Raw genomic sequence first — 20,658 nt, 5'->3', positions numbered from 1 at the left:
GTTTTTTATTTAATACGAGAGGTCAGTGAACTTTCTTTTCCTTCGATAATTTTATGAATCTCTTTAGCAAATTGACTTCGTTTAATTGGACGATAACTTTTTAAGAAAGAAAAAATTGGAATTTTTATGAGTGGTTCCAATAGGCGTGCTGGAAAATAACTGCTTTTTCGTGAAGCATCATAGACAATTCCTGGAAAAACAGAAACAAATCTTGATTTCAAACGTTTTTGACCATAAGCCTCCACTTCTTTTTTAGCTCTCATATAGTCATTCATAAAAAAAGGACCATCATTTGCCGAAATAAAAAGACATTGATTTTCTGAGTTAACTATTGTATCAATAATTATTTTTGCTGGTTGAATACTATTTTTTTCATAAGTTGTTCCCTTTGATTTACTTGGAAATAGAATTCCTACCGCATCAATCACCCAATCTGATTTTTGTAAAAGTTCTTGCCAATCACCGGTTTCATTTAGATTAGCGGAATGATAGAGGACTGGCTCAACTAGATTATCTTTAGATTTACCATTTCTTGATAAACTGTGTAATTCATAATCCACAACTTGAGCAAGCTCTTTGAAAATACCTTGGGCAACTAGTCCTGTTCCTCCAACTATTGTAATAATCATTTGCTCACCTCACTTGCTTTTATTTCTTATCCTAACATATTAAAAGGAGTAATCTAAAATAATCGCTTTAGAATTTAGCTAAAAAAACTAGAGTGAATCCTCTAGTTTTCTATTTCACGCTATTTTTCGCTAACGATTCCAAATAGTCAGCTTCATAATCATAAAGCGGCGTTGGATATTCGCCATCAAAATATGACAAGCAAAGTTTATCATGACCAATCGCTTTGACAAGTCCTGTCTGGCTGAGATAGGTCAGACTATCTGCTCCGATAGCTTCTTTGATTTCATCAGTCGTGTGTGTAGCTGCGATGAGTTCATCACGATCTTGAATATCAATGCCATAAAAACATGGATATTTGAGAGCGGGACTGGCTATTGCCACATGAACTTCAGCGGCGCCTGCGTCTTTGAGGAGTTTGACAATGCGACGGCTGGTTGTCCCACGCACAATACTATCATCAACCATAATGACGCGTTTTCCTTCTACAACACCTCGAACAGCACTCAATTTCATGCGAACGCCTTGTTCACGAAGTTCTTGAGTTGGTTGAATGAAGGTTCTTGCCACATACTGATTTTTAATCAGGCCCATTTCGTAAGGCAAGCCAGATTCTTCAGCGTAGCCTGAAGCAGCACTGAGTGATGAATTAGGAACACCGATGACAATATCAGCATCAATTTGGGCTTCTTGGGCTAAAATTTTTCCTGAACGTTTTCTGGCAGTATGAACATTAACTCCAGCGATATTACTGTCAGGACGGGCAAAATAGATGTATTCCATTGAACAAATGGTCATGTTGATGCTGTCAGTAAATTGGTCCACATGAATGCCGTCATCATTAATTTCAATGATTTCACCGGGTTGAACATCTTGAATCCAAGTGGCGCCAACGACATCAAAAGCACAGGTTTCTGAGGCCACAACGAGCGCACCATTGCTCATTTTTCCGATTGAGAGTGGTCGAAATCCATTAGGGTCAAGGGCTGCGACAATTGAGTTTTCAGTCATAATGAGATAGGCAAAGCCACCTTTGACCGTATTGAGCGCTTCTTTGACTCTGCCCATAAATTCTGGATGATGACTACGGCGAATCAAATGCATGAGGATTTCTGTGTCTGAATTACTGGAGAAGATTGCCCCTGATTTTTCAAGTTCACAGCGCAATGATTGGGCGTTGGTTAAATTTCCATTGTGGGCAAGCCCAAGTGCTCCGTCATGAAATTCAAACTGGAAAGGTTGAATATTATTGATATTCGCTGAACCAGCCGTGGCATAACGGACGTGACCGATGGCTGCTGAGCCTGTCAGCTCTTCCAAATCTTTTTCATCACGGAAAACTTCTGTGACCAGACCCAGACCACGATGACGATTGAGTTTGCCATTATTATTGACCAAAATCCCTGCACCTTCTTGCCCACGATGTTGGAGAGCATGAAGTCCAAAATAGGTCAGGCGAGCGGCATCAGGATGTCCCCAAACACCGAAAAGTCCACATTCTTCATTTAAATGAGATCGTTCGTCATCTGGATGTTGTTGCCACCAACTATTTTCATTGGACGAATTCTTCCTCAACACTATTAAATCAAGCGTCTGTTCTTTGCCAAACATAATTTTTTCCCTCTATCGATTCTTTTATTATATTTTAATTCTATCTATATTGTTTGGAAATAAAAAGTCCTAATAGGACTTTTTTAATTTTTTCAAGTTAATTGTTCGGAAAAATCATTTCCAATAATCTTCATCTCCAAAATCAAGATGCTTGGCATCTTCTTTATATTTTTTAAATTCGGCAAGAGCTTCTTCAAAAACTTGTTTAGAAAGTTGGTAAGCATCTTTGCCCATAAGATAGTGCATTGGTGGATTTTCAAGTTTGGAAACTTTGATAAATGCTTTGGCTGCCGATGCTGGATTCCCTACCTGAGTGCCAGAATATGAATTTAGATGTTCAAGCAGTTTATGCGCCTTTTCATAATCTGAAAACTTATCTGGCGCACTCTCTTTAGAACGCCCTGCCCAATCTGTCCGAAAAGAACCAGGTTCAATATTTGTCACAAAAATTCCTAAAGGTTCAACTTCTTTTCGGAGCGTTTGAAAAAGTCCCTCCATAGCAAATTTTGTAGCATGATAATAAGAAAGGTTTTCGGTTGTTGTCAGTCCACCACGGGATACCGTATTTAGAATACGCCCCGATTTTTGTTTACGCATATATGGTAGAACCGCTAAGGTCATATCATTCGCTCCCCAGAAGTTTGTGTCCATCATCTTACGCACTGCTGATTGATCAGATTCTTCCATGACACCAAAATAGCCAAATCCTGCATTGTTAACCAGAACATCGATTCGTCCAAACTTAGCGATTGTTTCAGCAACAGCTTTTTGAATAGAATCTCCTTTCGTCACATCAAGACTTATTTTTAAAATATTTTCTTTGTCAGGAAGCTCTGACAAAGTTGATAATTGGCGAGCAGTAGCAACTACTTTATAGTCTTGAGCAATTAATTCTTCAACCAAAGCTCTACCAAAACCCGTTGAACTTCCAGTAACAAGCCATACTTCATCTTTTTGCATTTTGAAACCTTCTTTCGATTAAATATAACAAAATTATACTTCTTTGTTTCTTTAGTGTAAAGTAAATGATTTTTATTAATTTTAAGTAAAAAAAGACATCTATATCAACTTTTATTTCATCAGAGCTGGCAACGCTCCTTCATAAATGCTGACAGCTTCATCAGTAGAAATAGAAAGTTCATTCATTTCCAAAATTCCGCTGTCAGTAACTTTTCCGATTACTTCGCCACTGACAGAACTTTCTGTCAGTAATTTTTCAAAAGTAGCTTGATTTTCTGGTGAAATTGAGAGTATAAAGCGACCTTGCGTTTCTGAGAATAATTGGGCATTGGTTAAATCAACTTTCACATCAACGCCTAAGCCATTTGCAAAAGCAGATTCAGCTAGAGCAATCGCCAATCCTCCTTCTGCCAAGTCATGTGCTGAGCTGACCAATCCGTCAGTAATTGCTTTTAAAACAAAATCTTGATTGATTTTTTCAGTTTCTAAATCAAAATCAATTCTGCCAGAAATTTCTCCTGTCAGCATTTTTTGAAGTTCAGAACCTGAAAAATCATCAAAGGTTTGACCAACCAAAACAATCAAATCACCTGCTTTTTTAAATTCTTGAGTCGTAATATTTTTTACATTCTCAATCAAACCAACCATTCCAATCATCGGCGTAGGTAAAATAGCTGAACCGTTTGTTTCATTGTAAAGACTAACATTTCCTGAAATAACCGGTGTATCAAGAGCCAAACAAGAACGTGAAATTCCGTCAGCCGCCGTTGTTAATTCCCAAAATTGTTCTGGTTTTTCCGGATTTCCAAAGTTCAAACAGTCAGTAATCGCAAGCGGTTTTCCACCAGAGGCCACGATATTACGAGCCGCTTCAGCAACTGCGATTGCTCCTCCTTTTTCTGGATCAAGATAGAGATAGCGAGCATTACAGTCTGTTGTCATCGCAAGTGCCTTGTTAGTGCCACGCACTCGTAAAACTGCGCTATCTGAGCCTGGTGCAACAACAGTGTTGGTCATCACGCGCGAATCATAAGTTTCATAAATTGATTTCTTGCTAGCAATTGTCGGTTGAGCCAAAAGTTTTTTGAAAATTTCAATGACAGAGCTGTCAGTAATTTCTGGAAGATATTTTTCGCTGTCAGTAAATTTTTGAATTCGCTCAGGAACTTTTGCCTCACGGTAATAAGTTGGAGCATCTTCCGCCAATGAATCAACTGGAACATGAGCCACCATTTCCCCTTTATGATAAAGCGTATAAAAGCCATCATCAGTCACTTGCCCAATATTCACAGCATCAAGGTCGTATTTTTTAAATAAATCAATAATTTCTTGTTCATGTCCTTTTTTGACACAAAGCACCATACGCTCTTGAGACTCAGACAGCATCATTTCATAAGGAATCATTTCTGTTTCACGCTGAGGCACATTATCCAAGTTAAGACGCAGACCTGACCCAGCTTTTGAAGCCATTTCTGATGTAGATGAAACCAATCCAGCTGCTCCCATATCTTGAATTCCGACTAAAATATCGCCATGATTTTGAATGACTTCAATACAAGCTTCAAGCAATAATTTTTCCATAAATGGATCACCGACTTGAACCGCTGAACGTTGTGTTTCTGAACCAGAACCAAATTCTTTAGAAGCAAAAGACGCCCCATGAATGCCGTCACGTCCTGTTTTCGCTCCGACATAAAAAATAGAATTCCCTACACCTTTAGCTTGTCCTTTTTGTATGCGTTTATGTTCAATCAAACCCACACACATGACATTCACCAAAGGGTTTCCAGCGTAAGATTCATCAAAGGCTACTTCGCCACCAACCGTCGGAATTCCAATACAGTTTCCATATCCCGCAATCCCGGCTGTCACTTGGTCCACAATATGACGTGTTTTACCATTGTCAATTGGCCCAAAACGTAAACTATCCAAAATTGCAATTGGACGAGCTCCCATTGAAAAAATATCACGAATAATACCACCAGAACCAGTTGCTGCACCTTCATAAGGTTCAACGTAAGATGGATGATTATGAGATTCAGCTTTGAAAACAACCGCTAAATCATCACCAATATCCACAACCCCAGCTCCTTCACCAGGCCCCATCAAGACTTGTGGCCCAGTCGTCGGAAATTTTTTTAAGACAGGTTTTGAATTTTTGTAGCAGCAATGTTCTGACCACATCACGGCATACATCCCAGTTTCCGTAAAGTTTGGCAAACGGCCATCAAGAATCTCATCCTTGATTTTCAAATATTCTTCATCCGTCAGTCCCCACTCACGGTATATTTTGCTTTCTTGAATCTGTTCTGGTGACATCTCCAAAGTCATGTTATTCTCCTATATGATATGAGAAACGCTTGCTTAAAAACGTAGAAAACTACACAATTTACTGCATTAGTAGTCTAAAGAATATACGTTCCAATAGAAATGCAACTTGTATATTCTCTACTTTAAAAGCTTTCAGCGCTCTGAATTCAATTATTTCAAATTACAAATTTACTGACAGATTCGTTTTTTAAAATCTAAATTCTGTCAGTAATTTTTTTATTTTCCAACAAAGTTTTTCAAGACAGAAGCAAACAAATGTACTCCATCAGCCCCACCAAGCAGTTCTTCCATAGCCCGCTCAGGGTGAGGCATCATCCCAAGCACATTTCCTTCTTTATTGACAATTCCAGCAATATTTTCAACTGACCCATTTGGATTTTCGTCAGCATAAGTGAAAATAATTTGCCCATTTGCTTTAAGTTCAGCAAGCTGAGCTTCGTCAGCAACATATTGACCCTCACCGTGAGCAATTGGTAAATTAATCAAAGCGTCTTTGGCATATTCAGTCGTAAAATTACTTTGATTATTTTCAACTTTAAGAGCTTGCCATTTGGAAACAAATTTCAAACCCTCATTGCGAATCAATACACCCGGTAAAAGCCCAGATTCAACCAAAATTTGAAATCCATTGCAAGTGCCAAAAACCGGTTTTCCTTCTTTAGCCAAACGTTTGATTTCCGGCATAATATTGGCAAATGACGCAATCGCACCACAGCGTAAATAATCACCATAAGAAAAGCCCCCTGGAATCAACACTCCGTCAAAACCTGCAAGCGACTTCTCATCATGCCAGACAAATTCTGCCCCAGCTCCCATAACATCACGAATTGCCCAAAGTAAATCAAAATCACAATTTGACCCTGGAAATTGAATGACTGCAAATTTCATTAATTAGCTCCTTCGCTTTGTTCATTCAAAATTTCAACTTTATAAGTTTCCATATTTGGATTTGCCAACAATTCATTGGCAATTTCAATTGCTTTTGCGCGAGCAATCTCAGCTTCTGCATCAAATTCAAAATCGAAAAATTTTCCAACATTTAATTCTGTAACTTCTTGATAACCCATTTTATGAGTTGCCGCTTTAATCGCTTGGGCTTGAGGGTCAAGAATTGAGGCTTTGTAAGCCACGTAAACACGTACTTTAGTCATTTTAAAATTCTTTCTATATAAGATATGAGGGACGCTAGTTCAAAAGTGACGAAAATTAGGAAAATCTTGTTCTGCGCTTACGCCGGTTCCAGTTGCTATTCGCCTTGCGACTTTAGTCGCGTAGCAAGAATGGACAGCGTAGCTACCTATTTTTAGAACTTTTAGCGGCCCGAACTCAGTTAATATAAGATGTGAGGAACTGTCCTAAAAACTAGAACTCATTTATTTCGCATTTTCTAACAAATTCAAAACTTCAGTATAAGTTTCAACTAAATCGCCAATATTACGTCTGAAAACATCTTTATCCATATGCTGACCATTCGCATCCCAGAGACGTGAAGTATCAGGTGAAATTTCATCAGCAAGAATAATTCTTCCGTCAGCAAGACGGCCAAATTCAAGTTTGAAATCAACCAAAGTTAAGCCAATTTCAGCCCAGATTTTTTTAAGAATCTCGTTGATTTTACGCGTTTCACTCTTTAAAAATTCAATCTCTGAATAAGTTGCAATGTTCAGGAATCTAACATGTTCATCATTAATAAATGGGTCATCTAAAGCATCATCCTTATAGTAAAACTCAACAATTGGTTCTTGTAAAACAATTCCTTCTTCAAGACCAAATCGTTTGGCAAAAGAACCAGCAACAACATTTCTTAAAACAACTTCTAAAGGAATTATTGAAACTTTTCTATTCAATTGTTCGGTTTTTGATAACTTTTCTATGAAATGCGTTTCTAAACCTTCAGCATTTAATTTTTCAAAAATTAATGAAGTAATTTGATTATTTAGAGCACCTTTTCCCGTAATCTGTTCTTTACGAGCACCATTTAATGCAGTCGCTTGGTCACAATATTCCACCCAGAGTACCTCTGAATCATCAGTAAAATACAGTTTCTTAGCTTTTCCTTCATAGAGCAACTTTTCTTTTTCCACAATATCCTCCATCCATTTAAGGAATTCTTTATGCTTCTTATTCTATTCTAATGAGCCAAATAAAAAAAGCTCTAGCGGATAAAACTAGAACTTTTTCAATTTATTGTTCGGTTTTGCTGAATGTTCGGAAATACTCTTTTATTTTATAAGTTTTCATATTGTTCATCAGAAACTTCTTCTAACCAAACTGCTTCTCCTGCGGTAATGGCCACATGACTGAACCAGCTATCTTTTGTCGCTCCATGCCAATGTTTAACTCCTGCATGAGTAACAATTGTATCGCCCGCATGTAAAAGTTGGGCCTCCTTACCCTCTTCTTGATACCATCCCTCACCGGCTGTAACCAATAAAACTTGATAACCATCTTTATGAATATGCCAATGATTACGACAGCCCGGCTCAAAAGTCACATTTCCCACACCAAAGGGCAAGTCCTTATCCGCAATCATTCCTTCTAAATAAGATTGGCCAGTAAAATAAGCGCCATAAGGATTTTTTTCACCTTGAGGAAAAATAAGTGCATTCTCTAATTCTTTTTTATTCATTTCGTTCTCTCTTTTCTAATCAATCTGTTGATAACGCGTTACCTTTAGGCGCAGTTGATATTTTTCTCTCAATTCAGCAATTTTTGTCATCATCGGACTTTTATGATGAATGTCAATTGCTTCTTGGTTTTCCCATTCATCAATCAATAGAATTGCTTGTTGATTATCCAAAGGAACAAAATATTCATAACGTAAATTTCCACTTTGTTGACGTATTTTATAGACAAGACCAGAACTGACCATTTCGTCAGCAAAAAGACGGGCATTCTCCCCCTCACCTTGGTACAAAATGTTGACCGTAATTGTCATAGCTTTCTCCTCTTATTCCCAAATTTTTTTTGCAATATTAAAAGCCGACCAAGCCTTTGGCCACCCCACATAAAAACTCAGATGAGTAATTATTTCTGAAATTTCTTCCTGACTTATTCCGTTTTCTTTTCCTTTTGCCATATGAAAATTTAATTGTTCAAAATTTCCACCAGCAATCAAAGCAGTAATCGTAATGACACTACGTTCATGTGCTGAAAGTTCTTTTTCACGACTCCAGACTTCTCCAAAAAGAATATCATCATTTAATTCAGCAAATTTTGGAGCAAATTCTCCAAGTTGTTCATGTCCTGCGGTTTGTTTTTCCATTTAAACCTCCAATTTTTTTAATTATTTTATCTTGTGCTTTTTCCAAGTTCCTTCAAAAATTTTAGGCGCATCACTGTCGGTCTAAAATTTTTCTCCCAAGCAGGGTCCCAGCTATAACCTGAACGTTGTCGATAAGAATCAATAAATTTATCAATATTTTCTTTATCTGTCACAGGTTCAAATTCCACTTGATAGACTTTCCCGTCAATGTGAATTTGACCCTTACGTGAAATCATTGCCGAATTCCACCAACTTGATGCCCTTCCGCGACCTGCTGCTACCGCTAAATCATCATCAATATAAGCAAACCAAATCCAAGCAGGACGATGTTGTTGCGGGTCTGGGCTAATATAAATATCTTGTATCTTAGAAAACTTTTTGACATCAATTTTCATTTTTTCTCCTTTTCTTACCAAGGTTGTGTTGTAGGTCCAACAGTAAACTCGCTGACGTTAACGTCTTCAGGTTGTTCAAGAGCAAAAGCAACAATGCGAGCAATTGCCTCTGGACTAATCCCATATTGTTCATACAGAGCTGTCATTCCTTCTGCTGCATCTTTGTCAGTGATTTTATTCAGTAACTCAGTATTTATAGCAGCCGGATAAATAGTAGCTGTCCGAATATGAGTTCCTTCTTGAGCAGATTCCATTCGGAGTACCTCCATTAATTCACGAACCGCCCATTTTGTTGCCCCATAAACACCACCATTGGGATATGCTTTTAGGCCAGCAACTGAACTCGTTGTGATAACATGTCCTGATTTTTGAGCTGTAAATTCAGGCAGTACAGCAGCAAGCCCATTAAGTACACCTTTTAAATTAATATCAATCATATTTTCCCATTCTTCAACATGAAGAGCTGATAAAGGGGAACTTGGCATGATTCCTGCATTCAAGAAAATAGCATCAATTTTGCCAAAATTTTCTTTCGCATATTGTACCAACTTTTTACTATCTTCTGGATTAGTTACATCTGTCACTTGATAGATTGCTTGTCCACCAGCCTTTTTAATTTTATCAGCCAGCTCCTGCAAACGATTTTCACGCCTTGCTGCTAGTACAATTTTGGCTCCTTTTTTAGCAAGTAATTCAGCAGTTGCTTGGCCAATACCGCTTGAGGCTCCTGTGATTAAGACGACTTTGTTTTCAATATTGTTTGACATTTTTTCTCCATTCATTTTTAACTTCTGTTTTCATTATATTCCTTGAAGTTCACTTCAAGTCAACTCAAAAGCTTCACATTGCTTTATCTTTTCGATGATTTTATTATAAAATATTTTTTACCTGCCGTGAAATGCTTTTTATATCAATAATTATGCTTTTTAAGCATACTATATTAAATTATAAAAAAAGCTTCGTATCATTACGAAACTTTTTTAATCAGATTTATTTTATCTTCTTGTTCAAAATCAAAGTATAGAAGACAAAATTAAGCAAAGCAAGACAAAGGAAAAACATAAATACATGTTGAGTTCCTGTTGTTAAATTACTTGATTTTGTTGCAATAAGACTAGCTGTAGCCGTTCCTGCTGACGCTGCAAATTGAGAAGTTGTAGTAAACCAAGCATTACCAGAGGCAGCTTTATCATGAGGAAGTTGAGCTAAACTATTGGTCATGGTTGTTGCAAAACTTGAAGAACGACCAATTGTGAATACAACATAAAGTCCCATTACACCCAGTAAAGTCAGATTCTTAGTAAAAATCGTTAATAAAACAAGAGCGATAAAGAATACAGTATTTCCACTATATAAAATCCTCTTGGCCCCTTTGCGGTCATAGAGCGCACCAATTGGACCTTGTGCTGCTGAACCAATTAATGAACCAGGCAATAAAGCAAAACCTGCTAATGTACTTGTAGCTCCTAACGAAACTTGTAAGAAGTTAGGAATGATAAAGTTAATTCCCAAATTGACAAATTGTAAAATACAATAAACTAGGACAGACAAAGTAAAAGTTGGGCTCTTAAAAACATTGATATCAATAAAATTCAATGTACTTGTTTTTGAACGCCAAATAAAAGCAATCAACCCCAAGATAAAGACCACTAACCAGATCCATGAAAAATGAGCACTTGAAAGTGAATCTAAAGCTAAAAGAGCGCTGGTCATTGCTAATGACAAAAATATAAAAGCAATAAAATCAAATTTACCTGGACGTTTTTTTTCACTTTTCTCAATAGCCCAAGCTCCTAAAGGAAAGAGACAGATTGGGATAATCAAAATAATTGCAAAAATCATTCGCCAACCTAAAGTCCCTGTTAAAAGTCCACCATAAGTTGGTCCAAGTGCTGGGGCAATACTCAAAATCATCCCAGCAAATCCCATCCAAAGTCCTACTCTCTCACGCGGAATTTTAGTTAAGACAAGATTAAACATCAATGGAATGGCAATACCAGTCCCGATTCCTTGAATTAAGCGTCCCGCCATTAAAATAGTAAAATTCGGAGAAATTAAACTCAGTAAATCTCCAAGGGTAAAAAAGATTAGTCCTGAAAAAAATAAAGTCCTATTTTGAAAGCGTTGACTAATATATGAACTCGTTGGCATAACAATCGCAACAACTAATAAATAAGCGGTCGTTACCCACTGAACCGTACTCAGTGGAAGTCCGAAGGTCTTTTCAAGCGTTGGAAACGTGACATTCAAACTTGTTTCTGCTAATATCCCCATAAAAGCCACAAGGGCCACGGCGACAATTGAAAAGCGCGTTTTCGCGCTAATTTTATGATTGGCTGTATTTGTTTCTAATTCTGTGTTCATTCTTTTCCTTTCTGCATGCTAAAATTATTAAGAAATTTTTCAACTGCAGCAATCTCCTCTGCTGACAAACCCGCCAAAGCTTTTTGATTATGACCTTGGATATATGTTCTAATTTCAGGTAGATATTGTTTACCTTCTTCAGTTAATTCAACTGATTTTTGACGAGCATCTGTTGGGCTCGCTTTTCTCTTAATCAACTGCCGTTTTTCCATACGTTGCAAAATTTCCGTTGTTGTAGAACGTCGGATATTAAATTCTAATTCAATCATCGTCTGACTGATTTCTTTTCCTGAGTCTTCTTCACTCTGGTTTCCAAGAAAATCTAATATTGACATTTGCTGACCCGTCAAATCAAGCTGAGCTGCAAAATTATCAAACTCTCGTGACATTTGATTGCTGGCAACTTTTAAAAGTCGTCCAATTGCTTCTTTTTTAGTTCGCATACGAATTATTATAACACAATCTTTTTTGTTCGTCAACGAACAATATTTAAATTTTTATCAATAAAAAAGTTACTGACAGTGTTCTGTCAGTAACTTTTTGGTTAATCTAAATTGCCAAATCAAATTTTAATTGAGGTTTTACCGGTTCATAGTCCACAAGCTCAAAATCTTCTGGTTTAATATCGAAAAAGTTTGTTCCGTCAGGAACATTAAGCACCAAACGGGGCTCCTTGTCAGAAGCTGTTCGCTTAACTAACTCATTTGCCTGTTCAAACTGATTATCATAAATATGCAAATTATTTACGAAATAGAAAAATTTTCCAACTTTCCAAGAAAAATGTTTTGCAATCATCATTTGTAAAGCAACATATTGCATGGCATTGATATGATGCGCAACAAGCATATCATTTGAACGTTGAATAAGAGTCGCATCCAAGTAAATCTGACCATCTTGTTCACGGCGAACATCAAACATTGTTTGGAAAGCACAAGGCAAAAGTCCTTCAGTTTCCTCAAAATCTTCATATTGCCAAATATTAATGATATTACGGCGATTCCAAGGATTTTTTGCTAAACCATCCAATAATTTTCCAATAATATTATATTTTTTGACAGTTGCCCCATAGCGTTGTCCAATCGTACCGTCGCCAATTCCCCATTCGCCCCAGTATTTGACTCCATATTTTTCTTCAAGAATAGCAAGTTCACTTGTTTGATCTTGATAAATCCACATCAATTCTTTAATTGCCGATTTAATTGGAATTGGACGCAAAGTGGTAATTGGAAACTCACCTTTTTGCAAATCATAAGTAACGAAAGAGCCTGTTACATACTTACTATTTGCGGTTTGACCATCCTTATACTTGGGACGTGCATTTTCTGAAAAAACACCGTTATCAAGGATATTTTGGATATTTTGTTTAAAAATCTTGTCTGCGTAAGTCATGAATCTTCCTATCTTTTTATTCCTTTCATTATAACACAGTCTGCTATTTTGATTCAATAGCATTTATCAAATATTTACTTGTAAAAAATAAGATACTAATTTGTATTCTTTCTTCTATTATCAAGAATATCAGGATAGAGTTTTCGCAATTTTCTCGCTGACAATAGTGCAAAAATAGCAGCTGAAACTTGTAAGATAAGCGTCACCAATCCCAATAAGACCCCTACCGCTAACTCCAAAAGATTATGCGCCTGATTTGCTAAAATAATCAAAACAACACCAATAACACTCAAGATATTAAGACCATATACTAAAATCGAAGCAATACTTTTTATTTTTAATTTATGATTTTGGGTATGAAGAGCAATCGCATAAATTAAAATAATTAAACCAAAACCTAAAGTTAAATATTGGTCTGTAATAATTTTTGTTATTTGTAGCAAAAAAATGATGAATACAGCGATAATCCAGATTCCAAGAAAGATATTATATTTATATGCTTTTTGAATCACTTCTTTTTCTTTATTTTCGTCAATCTCTTCTTTCATCCTTTACATCCTTTACATTCCTAGATAATTGTACTAGTCCTTTTAATATTCCAATTGTCTGGAAAGTTCTTTTTGTAATTGGAAAAAGGATTAGAATTAACAGTGCAAAACAGACAGTCAAAACAAGTATGGTCAACTGAGAGGTCATAATAAAACTGATGGCTAATCCCAAAAATATAAATGGAACTACAAAAAGTAAAACTCTTGTAAAATACCACATCTTAATTCCCGTAGAAAGTATTTTTTGTTTCATAGCTAGTGAAATCTCTTCTTTTTGATAATTTATTCGTTTGACATAATGAGTGTACAATTTTTCAAAAAAGAAAATCTCTAATACAATTACTGATAGTGTGACCAATAAAATCAAAAATATTATTAAAATATTATATTTAAAGTTAGTATGGATAAAAAAGTTTCTAGAACTCTTTTCAGCCCAAGAAGAAAGAAAAGTAGGAAAAACAATTATCGCAAACATTATAATACTTATTGATTTTTGAGTAGGTTCCTCGGCTACATAAATTTCTTTTGTATTCTGATTGATATAGTATCGTTTCTTTCTACTTTTATCTACAAATCCTAAAGGAGTCATGTTATTAACTATTTTTGACATATTAACGTTTCCTCCTTAATTTATCATATAAAAAGTCAAATCCTGTATTGAGAATAAACCCGAATGCAAACCCAGCTACAACATCCAAACCCGGAACTGGTATAGCCATACCGGCTGCCATTCCAGCCTCCCCCAATACAAAGTGTGCTCCTGTTTTAGTGAGAGCATCAGCCGTATCTTCTCCCTCGGCTTTTTGCATTCCATAATCTATAATGACTCCATATCCGGTGTCATCTTCAGCGTAAAGAGCCCATTTACTAAACTCACTCATGCCTTTGCCAAGAACAGCATCTCTTGTTTCTTCTCCTAAATTGAAACCTCCCTCATCGGCTTTTTCTGCTCTTTCCCCTTCTTCTGCTACAAGCTGAGCTTCTTTAGAGTAATAAGCAGATTGTGGAACATAAAGAGAATAACCTCCTCTTGAAGCTACACTTGTAGAGCTATATCCAGCTCCTGATGAGTAACCATTCCCACCAGAATAAGGAGTACCTCCGTCATAACCATATCCCCCACCAGAATTATATTCATTATAAGTAGGTGCATAATAAACCACAGGCGCAATGTAATTCGGTACATATTCATAACCATTGGCATAATAAGTCGTCGCATAGGGATTGCTCGTGTTGTAATAAACAATCGGTGGAACATATTTGTAGTAAACATCTAACGTTTCATCAGTTTTCGGATAAAGTCCTGACTCTGTGGTGCTTCCTTCGATGTAGTAATTACCAAAGTTATAAGGGACATTGACCGAATATGGCTTGTTATAAAGCCCCGTGATTGATTGTTGTCCTAGATAAATACCGTACGTACCATAATAATCATAAGTTACGGTACTTTGGATGTGATAATAATCACCAACTATTATTGTGTTCCCATTTCTGTGCTGACTTTCTTGTCCATAAGCATAATGTGGGAATTTACTGGCTGGAACATTCCAAGAAACATTTGGAAACCAGATAAATTGATGTTGGGGAACGATAAGCTGATTGTTTTCGTCCGCATCATAATAGTTAAGATAAACAATATCTCTGACTTGGGTCGTCAAATGTGCTTGAAGCGCTGAACCAAAGAGGTCATAGCGAACCCCTTGCGAATATTGATAAGAATCTCCACTACGTACTGGTGCTGGACTATAAAAATCATAGTCAAAATTTGACAGAAAACCAACACCCAGATAACCGCCATAAGGTAGACTAGCTTGACCATTCAAGTCGGTATCAGGGCTTGTCGTATCATAAATAATACTAGAACTATCTGTCGCAAGGTTAGTTGTCTTTGGAATGACCGTTAAGAGATTGGCAAGGTTAGTCTTGACTCCTTGAGCCATATCAATATCGGTCGTGATAAACGAAGCAAGGACTGGCACTTGAAAATTCGTGTTATGTGCGACGATTTGGTAGTTAATTTTGACATTGTTTACCCCAAAATAAAGGGCGACAATCGAGTTTCCGTCAGAGTTGGCGATATTTTGCTCACCCGTAAAAGCAAGGCCAATCGGACAATCTGTCGAACTTTCTGAGGGGTTTTGCCAACTTGCCGCGTCTGTCGAGATGACCTGATAAATCATATCAAGCGTCGCTCCAGCTAGGGTTGTTCCGACATTGGTAATTCGTCCAGAATCTCCTGCATTCATAGTATAAGTGGTCGCAGGTATGGTCGGGCCATCCGTTTGTCCAAAGTTTTCAGTACTGATTTGACCTGTTACCTGACCTGTGATTGGAATAACCTGCGTATTGTCAGACCAATGGAGTCCGTCTGGGGTCAGAAAGTTATTTGGCACAAGGTTGTTAGCCTTGATTGTAATATTGACATCATCTAGCGTGGCTGGTCCTGTAATATCATTGGCGACTGAACCGGTAGCAGAAATCGAGCTTATTGCAGGGTCTTGACCATCGGCTTGACTGGCAATTGAACCATTTGTGAGAGCAGGACTTATGATTGTTCCGCTCGCCGATAGGCTTGAAGCAATTGTGACATTTGCTTTTGATGAATCAAGAGGAACACTTGGGGCTTTTGAAGTTGAGGCGTTTATTTCCGAGCCTGAACTGGTCGAACTTGCAGTTTCTAACGAATTATAGCTTATTTCTACACTTGAAGCCTGAGCCGAACTGGTTGAAGATGATGAAACTGAACTGGCGCTTAGGGTTGTGCTTGCCTGCGAAGTTAGTGAGTTTGCCTCTTTAGTTTGCATTTCTGCCTGTGAACTTTCTGTATTTCCTTCGGTTGTCGAATCAGACGCGGCAAGAGAAGAATTTACAGTTGGATTGGTGACAGCTTCAGTTTGACTTGGTGGGGTAACAGCCGAATTTTCATCAGCCTTTACTGCTAAAGGGTGACTAGTCACTAACAAACTTAAAAAGAATTCCAGTGCTAAGTAACCAAAATTTACTTGATGACTTCATCTGAAAGTGCTTTTTCTGATTTTCCAATGCAAAACCTCCTTTTAGTGAATGTTTTTTGTTTTCTGATTATTTAACATTATACGCCTAATTAGAAACTTTGGTAAAAATAAAGTAATTATTTTAACTTAATTTAAAAACAAGACTTTTAGAATACAAAAAAGCCTACCAACTTTGGTAGACTTTTGATTTATTTACTATTTTCTTATTTATCCCTCTGAAATTCTCAATAGAGATTTAATTGCTGTACGTTGATCCATTGCTTCATATGCTTTTTGAATTTCATCTAAGCTAAATTCTGCTGTAAAGACACGGCCTGGATTAATCTCCCCACTTAAAACTGCTTCAAGTAAGATTTCCTTATCCCAGCGTGCGACAGAGGCTACTCCACCTCCAAGTTGAATATTTTTCCAAAAAAGAGAATCAATCCATTCATTGTAATCAACATCATGAGGAACTCCCACACGACCTACTCGCCCTCCTGCTCTTACCGCTTGAAAAGCAGATTCAATTGCTTGTTTTGTTCCGACACATTCTAAGGCAGCATCTGCACCATAACCATTGGTTAAGAACATTATTTTTTGAATCGCTTCTTCACCACGTTCAGCAATAATATCTGTTGCACCAAAGTCACGCGCAAGTGCTGCACGGTCTTCATGGCGACTCATGGCAATAATCCGTTTTGCTCCTAAAAGTTTAGCTGAAATCACTGCACAAAGTCCAACCGCTCCATCACCAAAGACAACCACTGTATCACCTTCATGGACATCTGCTGCTTTAGCTGCATGAAAACCTGTAGGCATGACATCAGCTAAAGTCGTCAATGAAGCCAACTGATCATCAGAATAATCACTTGGTTGGCCCGGGATTTTGACAAGTGCACCATCAGCATTAATCGCCCGATAGAATTCTCCTTGATAGCCGCCATTCACACCGTCTTTTGCATTTGGACAATTGGCTTCAAAGCCAGCCAAACAAATTGGACAGTGTCCACAACCGTGCGTAAAGGGAACAATGACAAAATCTCCTACTTTAAAGTTTTTAACTCCGGTGCCTACTTCTTCAATCAGACCAATAGCTTCATGCCCTACCGGTCCAGGTTGACGTTCAGAAATCCCACGGAACCACCATAAATCGGAACCACATACGCAGGCACGAACAATTTTTATGATAGCATCTGTTTCTTTTACAAGTTGCGCTTTGGGAAATTCTCTAACTTCCATTTTATTTTTTTCGACAAAATAAGCTGATTTCATTTTTGTACTTCCTTTTCTTTTATTGAATTCATTATAAAATGAATTTTACTTTTTTTAAAATACTTTTTTAAAAACTCCTTATGCTTTTAAAGCATAAGGAGAACTAAGGGCTTATATAATGCCACCAACTCCTCGACCAAAGAGTTTGCTGTTGGAAATTTTTTGATAAAATTCAGCGACCTTTGGTGTAAGATTATAGCGTAATGCCAGTGGTCTTAAGGTCACTTCTAATTTTGCTAACTCATCTGCAAGTTGACCTTGATTTTCTAATTGAACTTTCGTATGAAGTAAACACTGGCGTTCCCAGTCACGAATATTTCGGTCTAATATAAGATTATAGAGTTCATTTAAAATTTCTTCTTTTTCAAATGTTTTATTCATGACCTCATTATGCCACGAATTTATTTCTAAGGCTACTAAAAACGCTTACGATTTTTAAATTATCGTTTTTTGGTCAAATTCATATTTGGATAGTTTTTGAGAATTCTGCGCAAATTATAATGTTTTAATTTTAGAGGTTTATTTTTAAGTAATTCTAATACTTTTATCCGATTTGCTGCTGTTTCATGGTTTGCAAAGAGATGTTTAAGACGAAATTCTTTGATTGCTGCATTTTCTTTGTCAGAATCATCAATCATAGCCAAGACTTCTTTTTTGGTTGAAATCGTAAAAATAAATGTTGAAACAAGGTCAGCCAGAAAGATAATTAATATCAAAATCACACCCCAACTGTGGGTTAATTCATTAAAATCATGAATCCAATTTTGAACAGGTGGATTAACTAATTTAATTAAGATAATACAACCTACACCCCAAAATAATGAAACGGGAACAGCCACTCTTCCTTCAATATTGAAAGGGAGGGTTGAGTAGTCCCATAACTTCATATTAAAGAATTTCTCTAAAATCCAACTTCCAATGAATTCAACGACTGTCACAATCACAATCGTATTAAGATAAAGGCTGAATAAATTTCCGGTATCTGGAACTAAAAGTAAGACGGCAGAGACGCCAAAACCATAAACAGGGCAATAAGGGCCTAATAAAAAACCTCTAAAAACAAAATGCCGGTCTTTAAATGAGCAATAAAAGGTCTCCCATATCCAACCAACAAAAGAATAAACGATAAAAGTCATAAAAATTTCCATATATTTCTCCTTGTTTGTTTAATCTTTTACATTATATCATCTCTTTTAGTAATTTTTAAATTTCATTTATAAGATAAGAAAAAAGCTGTTTAAATTCAGCTTTTTATGATAATTTTTTATAATGATTTTAATTTTCCATGGAAATCAGCAATTGATTGATAGCCTTTTTTATCCATAATTTCTTCTAATTCTTTAATAATTCTATCAAAGATTGCAGGGCCTTCTTTGTGTAAAGCTGTACCAATTTGAAGCATTGTAGCTCCACATAAGAGGTGTTCAAAGGCATCTTGTCCTGTTTCAATACCACCTGTTCCAATGATTTGAATTTCAGGTTTGAGTCGAGTATAGAAAGCACGAACATTTGCAAGCGCTGGTGGTTTGATGTATGCTCCACCAATTCCACCAAAACCGTCTTTAGGCTTAATAACTACGCTTTCTGCTTCTGAATCAATAAAAAGTCCATTCCCAATACTATTGACTGAGTTAACATAAGTCAACGGAAATTGATTGAGGATTTCTGCCATGATATCAAAATGAACGAGGTCAAAATAAGGAGGAAGTTTTACACCTAAAGGCTTTGTGAAGAAGGTAAAAACTTCTTTTAGGAGTTTTTCAGTGGCTTCAAAATCATAAGCAAGCTGTGGTTTCCCAGGGACATTTGGACAAGAAAGGTTCAATTCTGTAATTCCTGAAAAATTACTTTCTTGAATTTTCTTAAGCATAGCGATATTTTCGGCTGCGCTCATACCAGCAATGGAAAAGAAGATTGGCGCTTCTTGAGCCTTTTCTTTTTGATTTTTTAAAACATAATCTAAGTAGTAATCAAACCCTAGGTTAGGTAGGCCCATAGAATTAATTGAGCCTAATTCTAAGTCAACATAACGTGGGAGTGGATTACCTTCTCTTTTTTCTAATGTGGAACTTTTGGTGATATAGGCCCCTGCTTGAGAGGCTTTTAATTCTTCTAAATCCTCAGTTGTCATACAATGGACTCCTGAAGCGTTCATGAATGGATTAGCGAATTCCGCATTTGCAAAAGTTGTTTTTAGCATTAAAAAATCGTTCCCCTTTTCTATTTTTAACTATTCTATCACAAAAAAGGCAAATTCAAAATTTTTAAAGTTCGAGTCAAATGATGAGGTGGCATTTTTTTCACATGATATAATTAAATTAGAGCAAATGGAGGTGTAAAATGAGTACAGAACGAGCTATTTTTGCTGGTGGTTGTTTTTGGTGTATGGTTGAACCTTTTGAAGAACGTCCAGGTATTTTGGCTGTAACTAGTGGTTATACTGGTGGACATATCGAATACCCTACTTATGACCAAGTCCTCTCAAAAGCTTCTGGCCATACGGAAGCAGTTGAAATTTTATTTGATAATGAATTGATTTCTTATGATGAACTATTAGATATTTATTGGTCATTGATTGACCCCACTGATGCTGACGGACAAATTTATGACCGAGGTGCAAATTATCGTCCAGTGATTTTTGTTGAAAGTGAAGAACAAAGAATTGCTGCTCAAAAAAGTAAAATTGCCTTAGAGAAATCTGGAATTTGGGATAAACCAATTGTTGTTCCGATTGAAGAGGCAAAAACTTTTTGGCCAGCTGAAGAATATCATCAACAATACTATAAAAAAGATCCTAAACGTTACCAAGCGATGCACAAAGCACGTGAACGTTATTTAGCCTTACAACGTTTTAAAGGGAAATTTAAATTTTTAAGAAAAAACACTAGATAACTAGTGTT

22 protein-coding genes and 1 pseudogene are annotated in these 20,658 nt (G+C 36.7%); 1 reads left to right on the top strand and 22 read right to left on the bottom strand.

Annotated features, from left to right (window positions below):
* Positions 1-5 precede the first annotated feature (5 nt).
* The 22 genes and pseudogenes from HFD15_RS02815 to HFD15_RS02710 form a co-directional block, all read right to left on the bottom strand.
* Positions 6-629 carry an NADH dehydrogenase gene (locus HFD15_RS02815; protein WP_058208497.1) on the bottom strand — a complete coding sequence of 208 codons (624 nt, stop codon included), beginning with the start codon at positions 627-629 and terminating at the stop codon, positions 6-8.
* 109 nt (positions 630-738) lie between these two features.
* The gene (gene purF, locus HFD15_RS02810) at positions 739-2,238 is read right to left on the bottom strand and encodes an amidophosphoribosyltransferase (RefSeq protein WP_023188744.1); all 1,500 of its coding nucleotides are present in this window, start codon (positions 2,236-2,238) and stop codon (positions 739-741) included.
* Positions 2,239-2,352: 114 nt separating this feature from the next.
* Positions 2,353-3,198, bottom strand: a complete 846-nt coding sequence (locus HFD15_RS02805) for an oxidoreductase (RefSeq protein WP_023188743.1) — start codon at positions 3,196-3,198, stop codon at positions 2,353-2,355.
* A gap of 111 nt (positions 3,199-3,309) precedes the next feature.
* The gene (purL, locus tag HFD15_RS02800; RefSeq protein WP_023188742.1) at positions 3,310-5,529 is read right to left on the bottom strand and encodes a phosphoribosylformylglycinamidine synthase subunit PurL; all 2,220 of its coding nucleotides are present in this window, start codon (positions 5,527-5,529) and stop codon (positions 3,310-3,312) included.
* A gap of 216 nt (positions 5,530-5,745) precedes the next feature.
* Positions 5,746-6,417 (bottom strand): phosphoribosylformylglycinamidine synthase subunit PurQ, encoded by a 672-nt coding sequence (gene purQ, locus HFD15_RS02795; RefSeq protein ID WP_023188741.1) that lies wholly within the window; start codon positions 6,415-6,417, stop codon positions 5,746-5,748.
* Complete coding sequence (purS, locus tag HFD15_RS02790) at positions 6,417-6,680, bottom strand: phosphoribosylformylglycinamidine synthase subunit PurS (protein ID WP_010906021.1); 264 nt, start codon at positions 6,678-6,680, stop codon at positions 6,417-6,419. The genes purQ and purS overlap by 1 nt, the downstream gene beginning before the upstream one ends.
* Before the next feature lie 222 nt (positions 6,681-6,902).
* Positions 6,903-7,613 (bottom strand): phosphoribosylaminoimidazolesuccinocarboxamide synthase, encoded by a 711-nt coding sequence (gene purC, locus HFD15_RS02785; RefSeq protein ID WP_010906022.1) that lies wholly within the window; start codon positions 7,611-7,613, stop codon positions 6,903-6,905.
* A 143-nt stretch (positions 7,614-7,756) separates the two neighbouring features.
* Entirely contained in the window at positions 7,757-8,158 is a 402-nt protein-coding gene (locus HFD15_RS02780) for a cupin domain-containing protein (protein ID WP_010906023.1), read from the bottom strand.
* Positions 8,159-8,173: 15 nt separating this feature from the next.
* On the bottom strand, positions 8,174-8,467 hold the full coding sequence (locus HFD15_RS02775; protein WP_023188740.1) for an antibiotic biosynthesis monooxygenase family protein: 294 nt from the start codon (positions 8,465-8,467) through the stop codon (positions 8,174-8,176).
* Positions 8,468-8,479: 12 nt separating this feature from the next.
* On the bottom strand, positions 8,480-8,794 hold the full coding sequence (locus HFD15_RS02770; protein ID WP_021469567.1) for a carboxymuconolactone decarboxylase family protein: 315 nt from the start codon (positions 8,792-8,794) through the stop codon (positions 8,480-8,482).
* Positions 8,795-8,820: 26 nt separating this feature from the next.
* Positions 8,821-9,189: a DUF2255 family protein gene (locus HFD15_RS02765; RefSeq protein WP_023188739.1), complete on the bottom strand. Its 369-nt coding sequence runs from the start codon at positions 9,187-9,189 to the stop codon at positions 8,821-8,823.
* Between the two features lie 14 nt (positions 9,190-9,203).
* The gene (locus HFD15_RS02760; protein ID WP_167593186.1) at positions 9,204-9,956 is read right to left on the bottom strand and encodes an SDR family oxidoreductase; all 753 of its coding nucleotides are present in this window, start codon (positions 9,954-9,956) and stop codon (positions 9,204-9,206) included.
* A gap of 223 nt (positions 9,957-10,179) precedes the next feature.
* Positions 10,180-11,553, bottom strand: a complete 1,374-nt coding sequence (locus HFD15_RS02755) for an MFS transporter (RefSeq protein ID WP_058208495.1) — start codon at positions 11,551-11,553, stop codon at positions 10,180-10,182.
* Positions 11,550-11,996, bottom strand: coding sequence for a MarR family winged helix-turn-helix transcriptional regulator (locus tag HFD15_RS02750; protein WP_003130017.1), 447 nt, complete (start codon positions 11,994-11,996; stop codon positions 11,550-11,552). The genes HFD15_RS02755 and HFD15_RS02750 overlap by 4 nt, the downstream gene beginning before the upstream one ends.
* 106 nt (positions 11,997-12,102) lie before the next feature.
* Positions 12,103-12,942 carry a thymidylate synthase gene (locus tag HFD15_RS02745; RefSeq protein ID WP_058208494.1) on the bottom strand — a complete coding sequence of 280 codons (840 nt, stop codon included), beginning with the start codon at positions 12,940-12,942 and terminating at the stop codon, positions 12,103-12,105.
* 95 nt (positions 12,943-13,037) lie between these two features.
* Positions 13,038-13,490, bottom strand: a complete 453-nt coding sequence (locus HFD15_RS02740) for a hypothetical protein (protein ID WP_003130012.1) — start codon at positions 13,488-13,490, stop codon at positions 13,038-13,040.
* Positions 13,474-14,100, bottom strand: coding sequence for a hypothetical protein (locus tag HFD15_RS02735; RefSeq protein WP_017864740.1), 627 nt, complete (start codon positions 14,098-14,100; stop codon positions 13,474-13,476). Before HFD15_RS02735 ends, HFD15_RS02740 begins: the two co-directional genes overlap by 17 nt.
* A 1-nt stretch (position 14,101) precedes the next feature.
* Positions 14,102-16,532: pseudogene (locus HFD15_RS02730) on the bottom strand (cell wall anchor protein).
* Positions 16,533-16,711: 179 nt separating this feature from the next.
* The gene (locus HFD15_RS02725; RefSeq protein ID WP_021722732.1) at positions 16,712-17,758 is read right to left on the bottom strand and encodes a zinc-dependent alcohol dehydrogenase family protein; all 1,047 of its coding nucleotides are present in this window, start codon (positions 17,756-17,758) and stop codon (positions 16,712-16,714) included.
* 111 nt (positions 17,759-17,869) lie between these two features.
* On the bottom strand, positions 17,870-18,139 hold the full coding sequence (locus HFD15_RS02720) for a bacteriocin immunity protein (RefSeq protein WP_003130676.1): 270 nt from the start codon (positions 18,137-18,139) through the stop codon (positions 17,870-17,872).
* Positions 18,140-18,198: 59 nt separating this feature from the next.
* Positions 18,199-18,906, bottom strand: a complete 708-nt coding sequence (locus tag HFD15_RS02715) for a hypothetical protein (RefSeq protein ID WP_023188731.1) — start codon at positions 18,904-18,906, stop codon at positions 18,199-18,201.
* 116 nt (positions 18,907-19,022) lie between these two features.
* Positions 19,023-19,958: a dihydroorotate oxidase gene (locus tag HFD15_RS02710; RefSeq protein WP_058208295.1), complete on the bottom strand. Its 936-nt coding sequence runs from the start codon at positions 19,956-19,958 to the stop codon at positions 19,023-19,025.
* Positions 19,959-20,098: 140 nt separating this feature from the next.
* On the opposite strand from HFD15_RS02710, the gene msrA reads away from it, so the two are divergent.
* Positions 20,099-20,650, top strand: a complete 552-nt coding sequence (msrA, locus tag HFD15_RS02705) for a peptide-methionine (S)-S-oxide reductase MsrA (protein ID WP_003130680.1) — start codon at positions 20,099-20,101, stop codon at positions 20,648-20,650.
* The last annotated feature ends 8 nt before the right edge of the window (positions 20,651-20,658 follow it).

The sequence above is a fragment of the Lactococcus sp. EKM203L genome, from assembly GCF_011800585.1.
Taxonomy (GTDB): Bacteria; Bacillota; Bacilli; order Lactobacillales; family Streptococcaceae; genus Lactococcus; species Lactococcus lactis.
Note: the sequence above shows the minus strand (reverse complement) of the source record. Positions and strands in the feature narration are given on the sequence as shown.

Excerpts from the sequence above, each read along its gene's own strand:
- purS (WP_010906021.1), bottom strand. The coding sequence starts at position 6,680 with ATGACTAAAGTACGTGTTTACGTGGCTTACAAAGCCTCAATTCTTGAC.
- HFD15_RS02760 (WP_167593186.1), bottom strand. The coding sequence starts at position 9,956 with ATGTCAAACAATATTGAAAACAAAGTCGTCTTAATCACAGGAGCCTCA.
- HFD15_RS02815 (WP_058208497.1), bottom strand. The coding sequence starts at position 629 with ATGATTATTACAATAGTTGGAGGAACAGGACTAGTTGCCCAAGGTATT.
- msrA (WP_003130680.1), top strand. The coding sequence starts at position 20,099 with ATGAGTACAGAACGAGCTATTTTTGCTGGTGGTTGTTTTTGGTGTATG.
- HFD15_RS02750 (WP_003130017.1), bottom strand. The coding sequence starts at position 11,996 with ATGCGAACTAAAAAAGAAGCAATTGGACGACTTTTAAAAGTTGCCAGC.
- HFD15_RS02780 (WP_010906023.1), bottom strand. The coding sequence starts at position 8,158 with ATGAATAAAAAAGAATTAGAGAATGCACTTATTTTTCCTCAAGGTGAA.
- HFD15_RS02745 (WP_058208494.1), bottom strand. The coding sequence starts at position 12,942 with ATGACTTACGCAGACAAGATTTTTAAACAAAATATCCAAAATATCCTT.
- HFD15_RS02770 (WP_021469567.1), bottom strand. The coding sequence starts at position 8,794 with ATGGAAAAACAAACCGCAGGACATGAACAACTTGGAGAATTTGCTCCA.
- purQ (WP_023188741.1), bottom strand. The coding sequence starts at position 6,417 with ATGAAATTTGCAGTCATTCAATTTCCAGGGTCAAATTGTGATTTTGAT.
- HFD15_RS02775 (WP_023188740.1), bottom strand. The coding sequence starts at position 8,467 with ATGACAATTACGGTCAACATTTTGTACCAAGGTGAGGGGGAGAATGCC.
- HFD15_RS02710 (WP_058208295.1), bottom strand. The coding sequence starts at position 19,958 with ATGCTAAAAACAACTTTTGCAAATGCGGAATTCGCTAATCCATTCATG.
- purL (WP_023188742.1), bottom strand. The coding sequence starts at position 5,529 with ATGACTTTGGAGATGTCACCAGAACAGATTCAAGAAAGCAAAATATAC.
- HFD15_RS02805 (WP_023188743.1), bottom strand. The coding sequence starts at position 3,198 with ATGCAAAAAGATGAAGTATGGCTTGTTACTGGAAGTTCAACGGGTTTT.
- HFD15_RS02715 (WP_023188731.1), bottom strand. The coding sequence starts at position 18,906 with ATGGAAATTTTTATGACTTTTATCGTTTATTCTTTTGTTGGTTGGATA.
- HFD15_RS02720 (WP_003130676.1), bottom strand. The coding sequence starts at position 18,139 with ATGAATAAAACATTTGAAAAAGAAGAAATTTTAAATGAACTCTATAAT.
- HFD15_RS02725 (WP_021722732.1), bottom strand. The coding sequence starts at position 17,758 with ATGAAATCAGCTTATTTTGTCGAAAAAAATAAAATGGAAGTTAGAGAA.
- HFD15_RS02765 (WP_023188739.1), bottom strand. The coding sequence starts at position 9,189 with ATGAAAATTGATGTCAAAAAGTTTTCTAAGATACAAGATATTTATATT.
- HFD15_RS02740 (WP_003130012.1), bottom strand. The coding sequence starts at position 13,490 with ATGAAAGAAGAGATTGACGAAAATAAAGAAAAAGAAGTGATTCAAAAA.
- HFD15_RS02755 (WP_058208495.1), bottom strand. The coding sequence starts at position 11,553 with ATGAACACAGAATTAGAAACAAATACAGCCAATCATAAAATTAGCGCG.
- HFD15_RS02735 (WP_017864740.1), bottom strand. The coding sequence starts at position 14,100 with ATGTCAAAAATAGTTAATAACATGACTCCTTTAGGATTTGTAGATAAA.
- purF (WP_023188744.1), bottom strand. The coding sequence starts at position 2,238 with ATGTTTGGCAAAGAACAGACGCTTGATTTAATAGTGTTGAGGAAGAAT.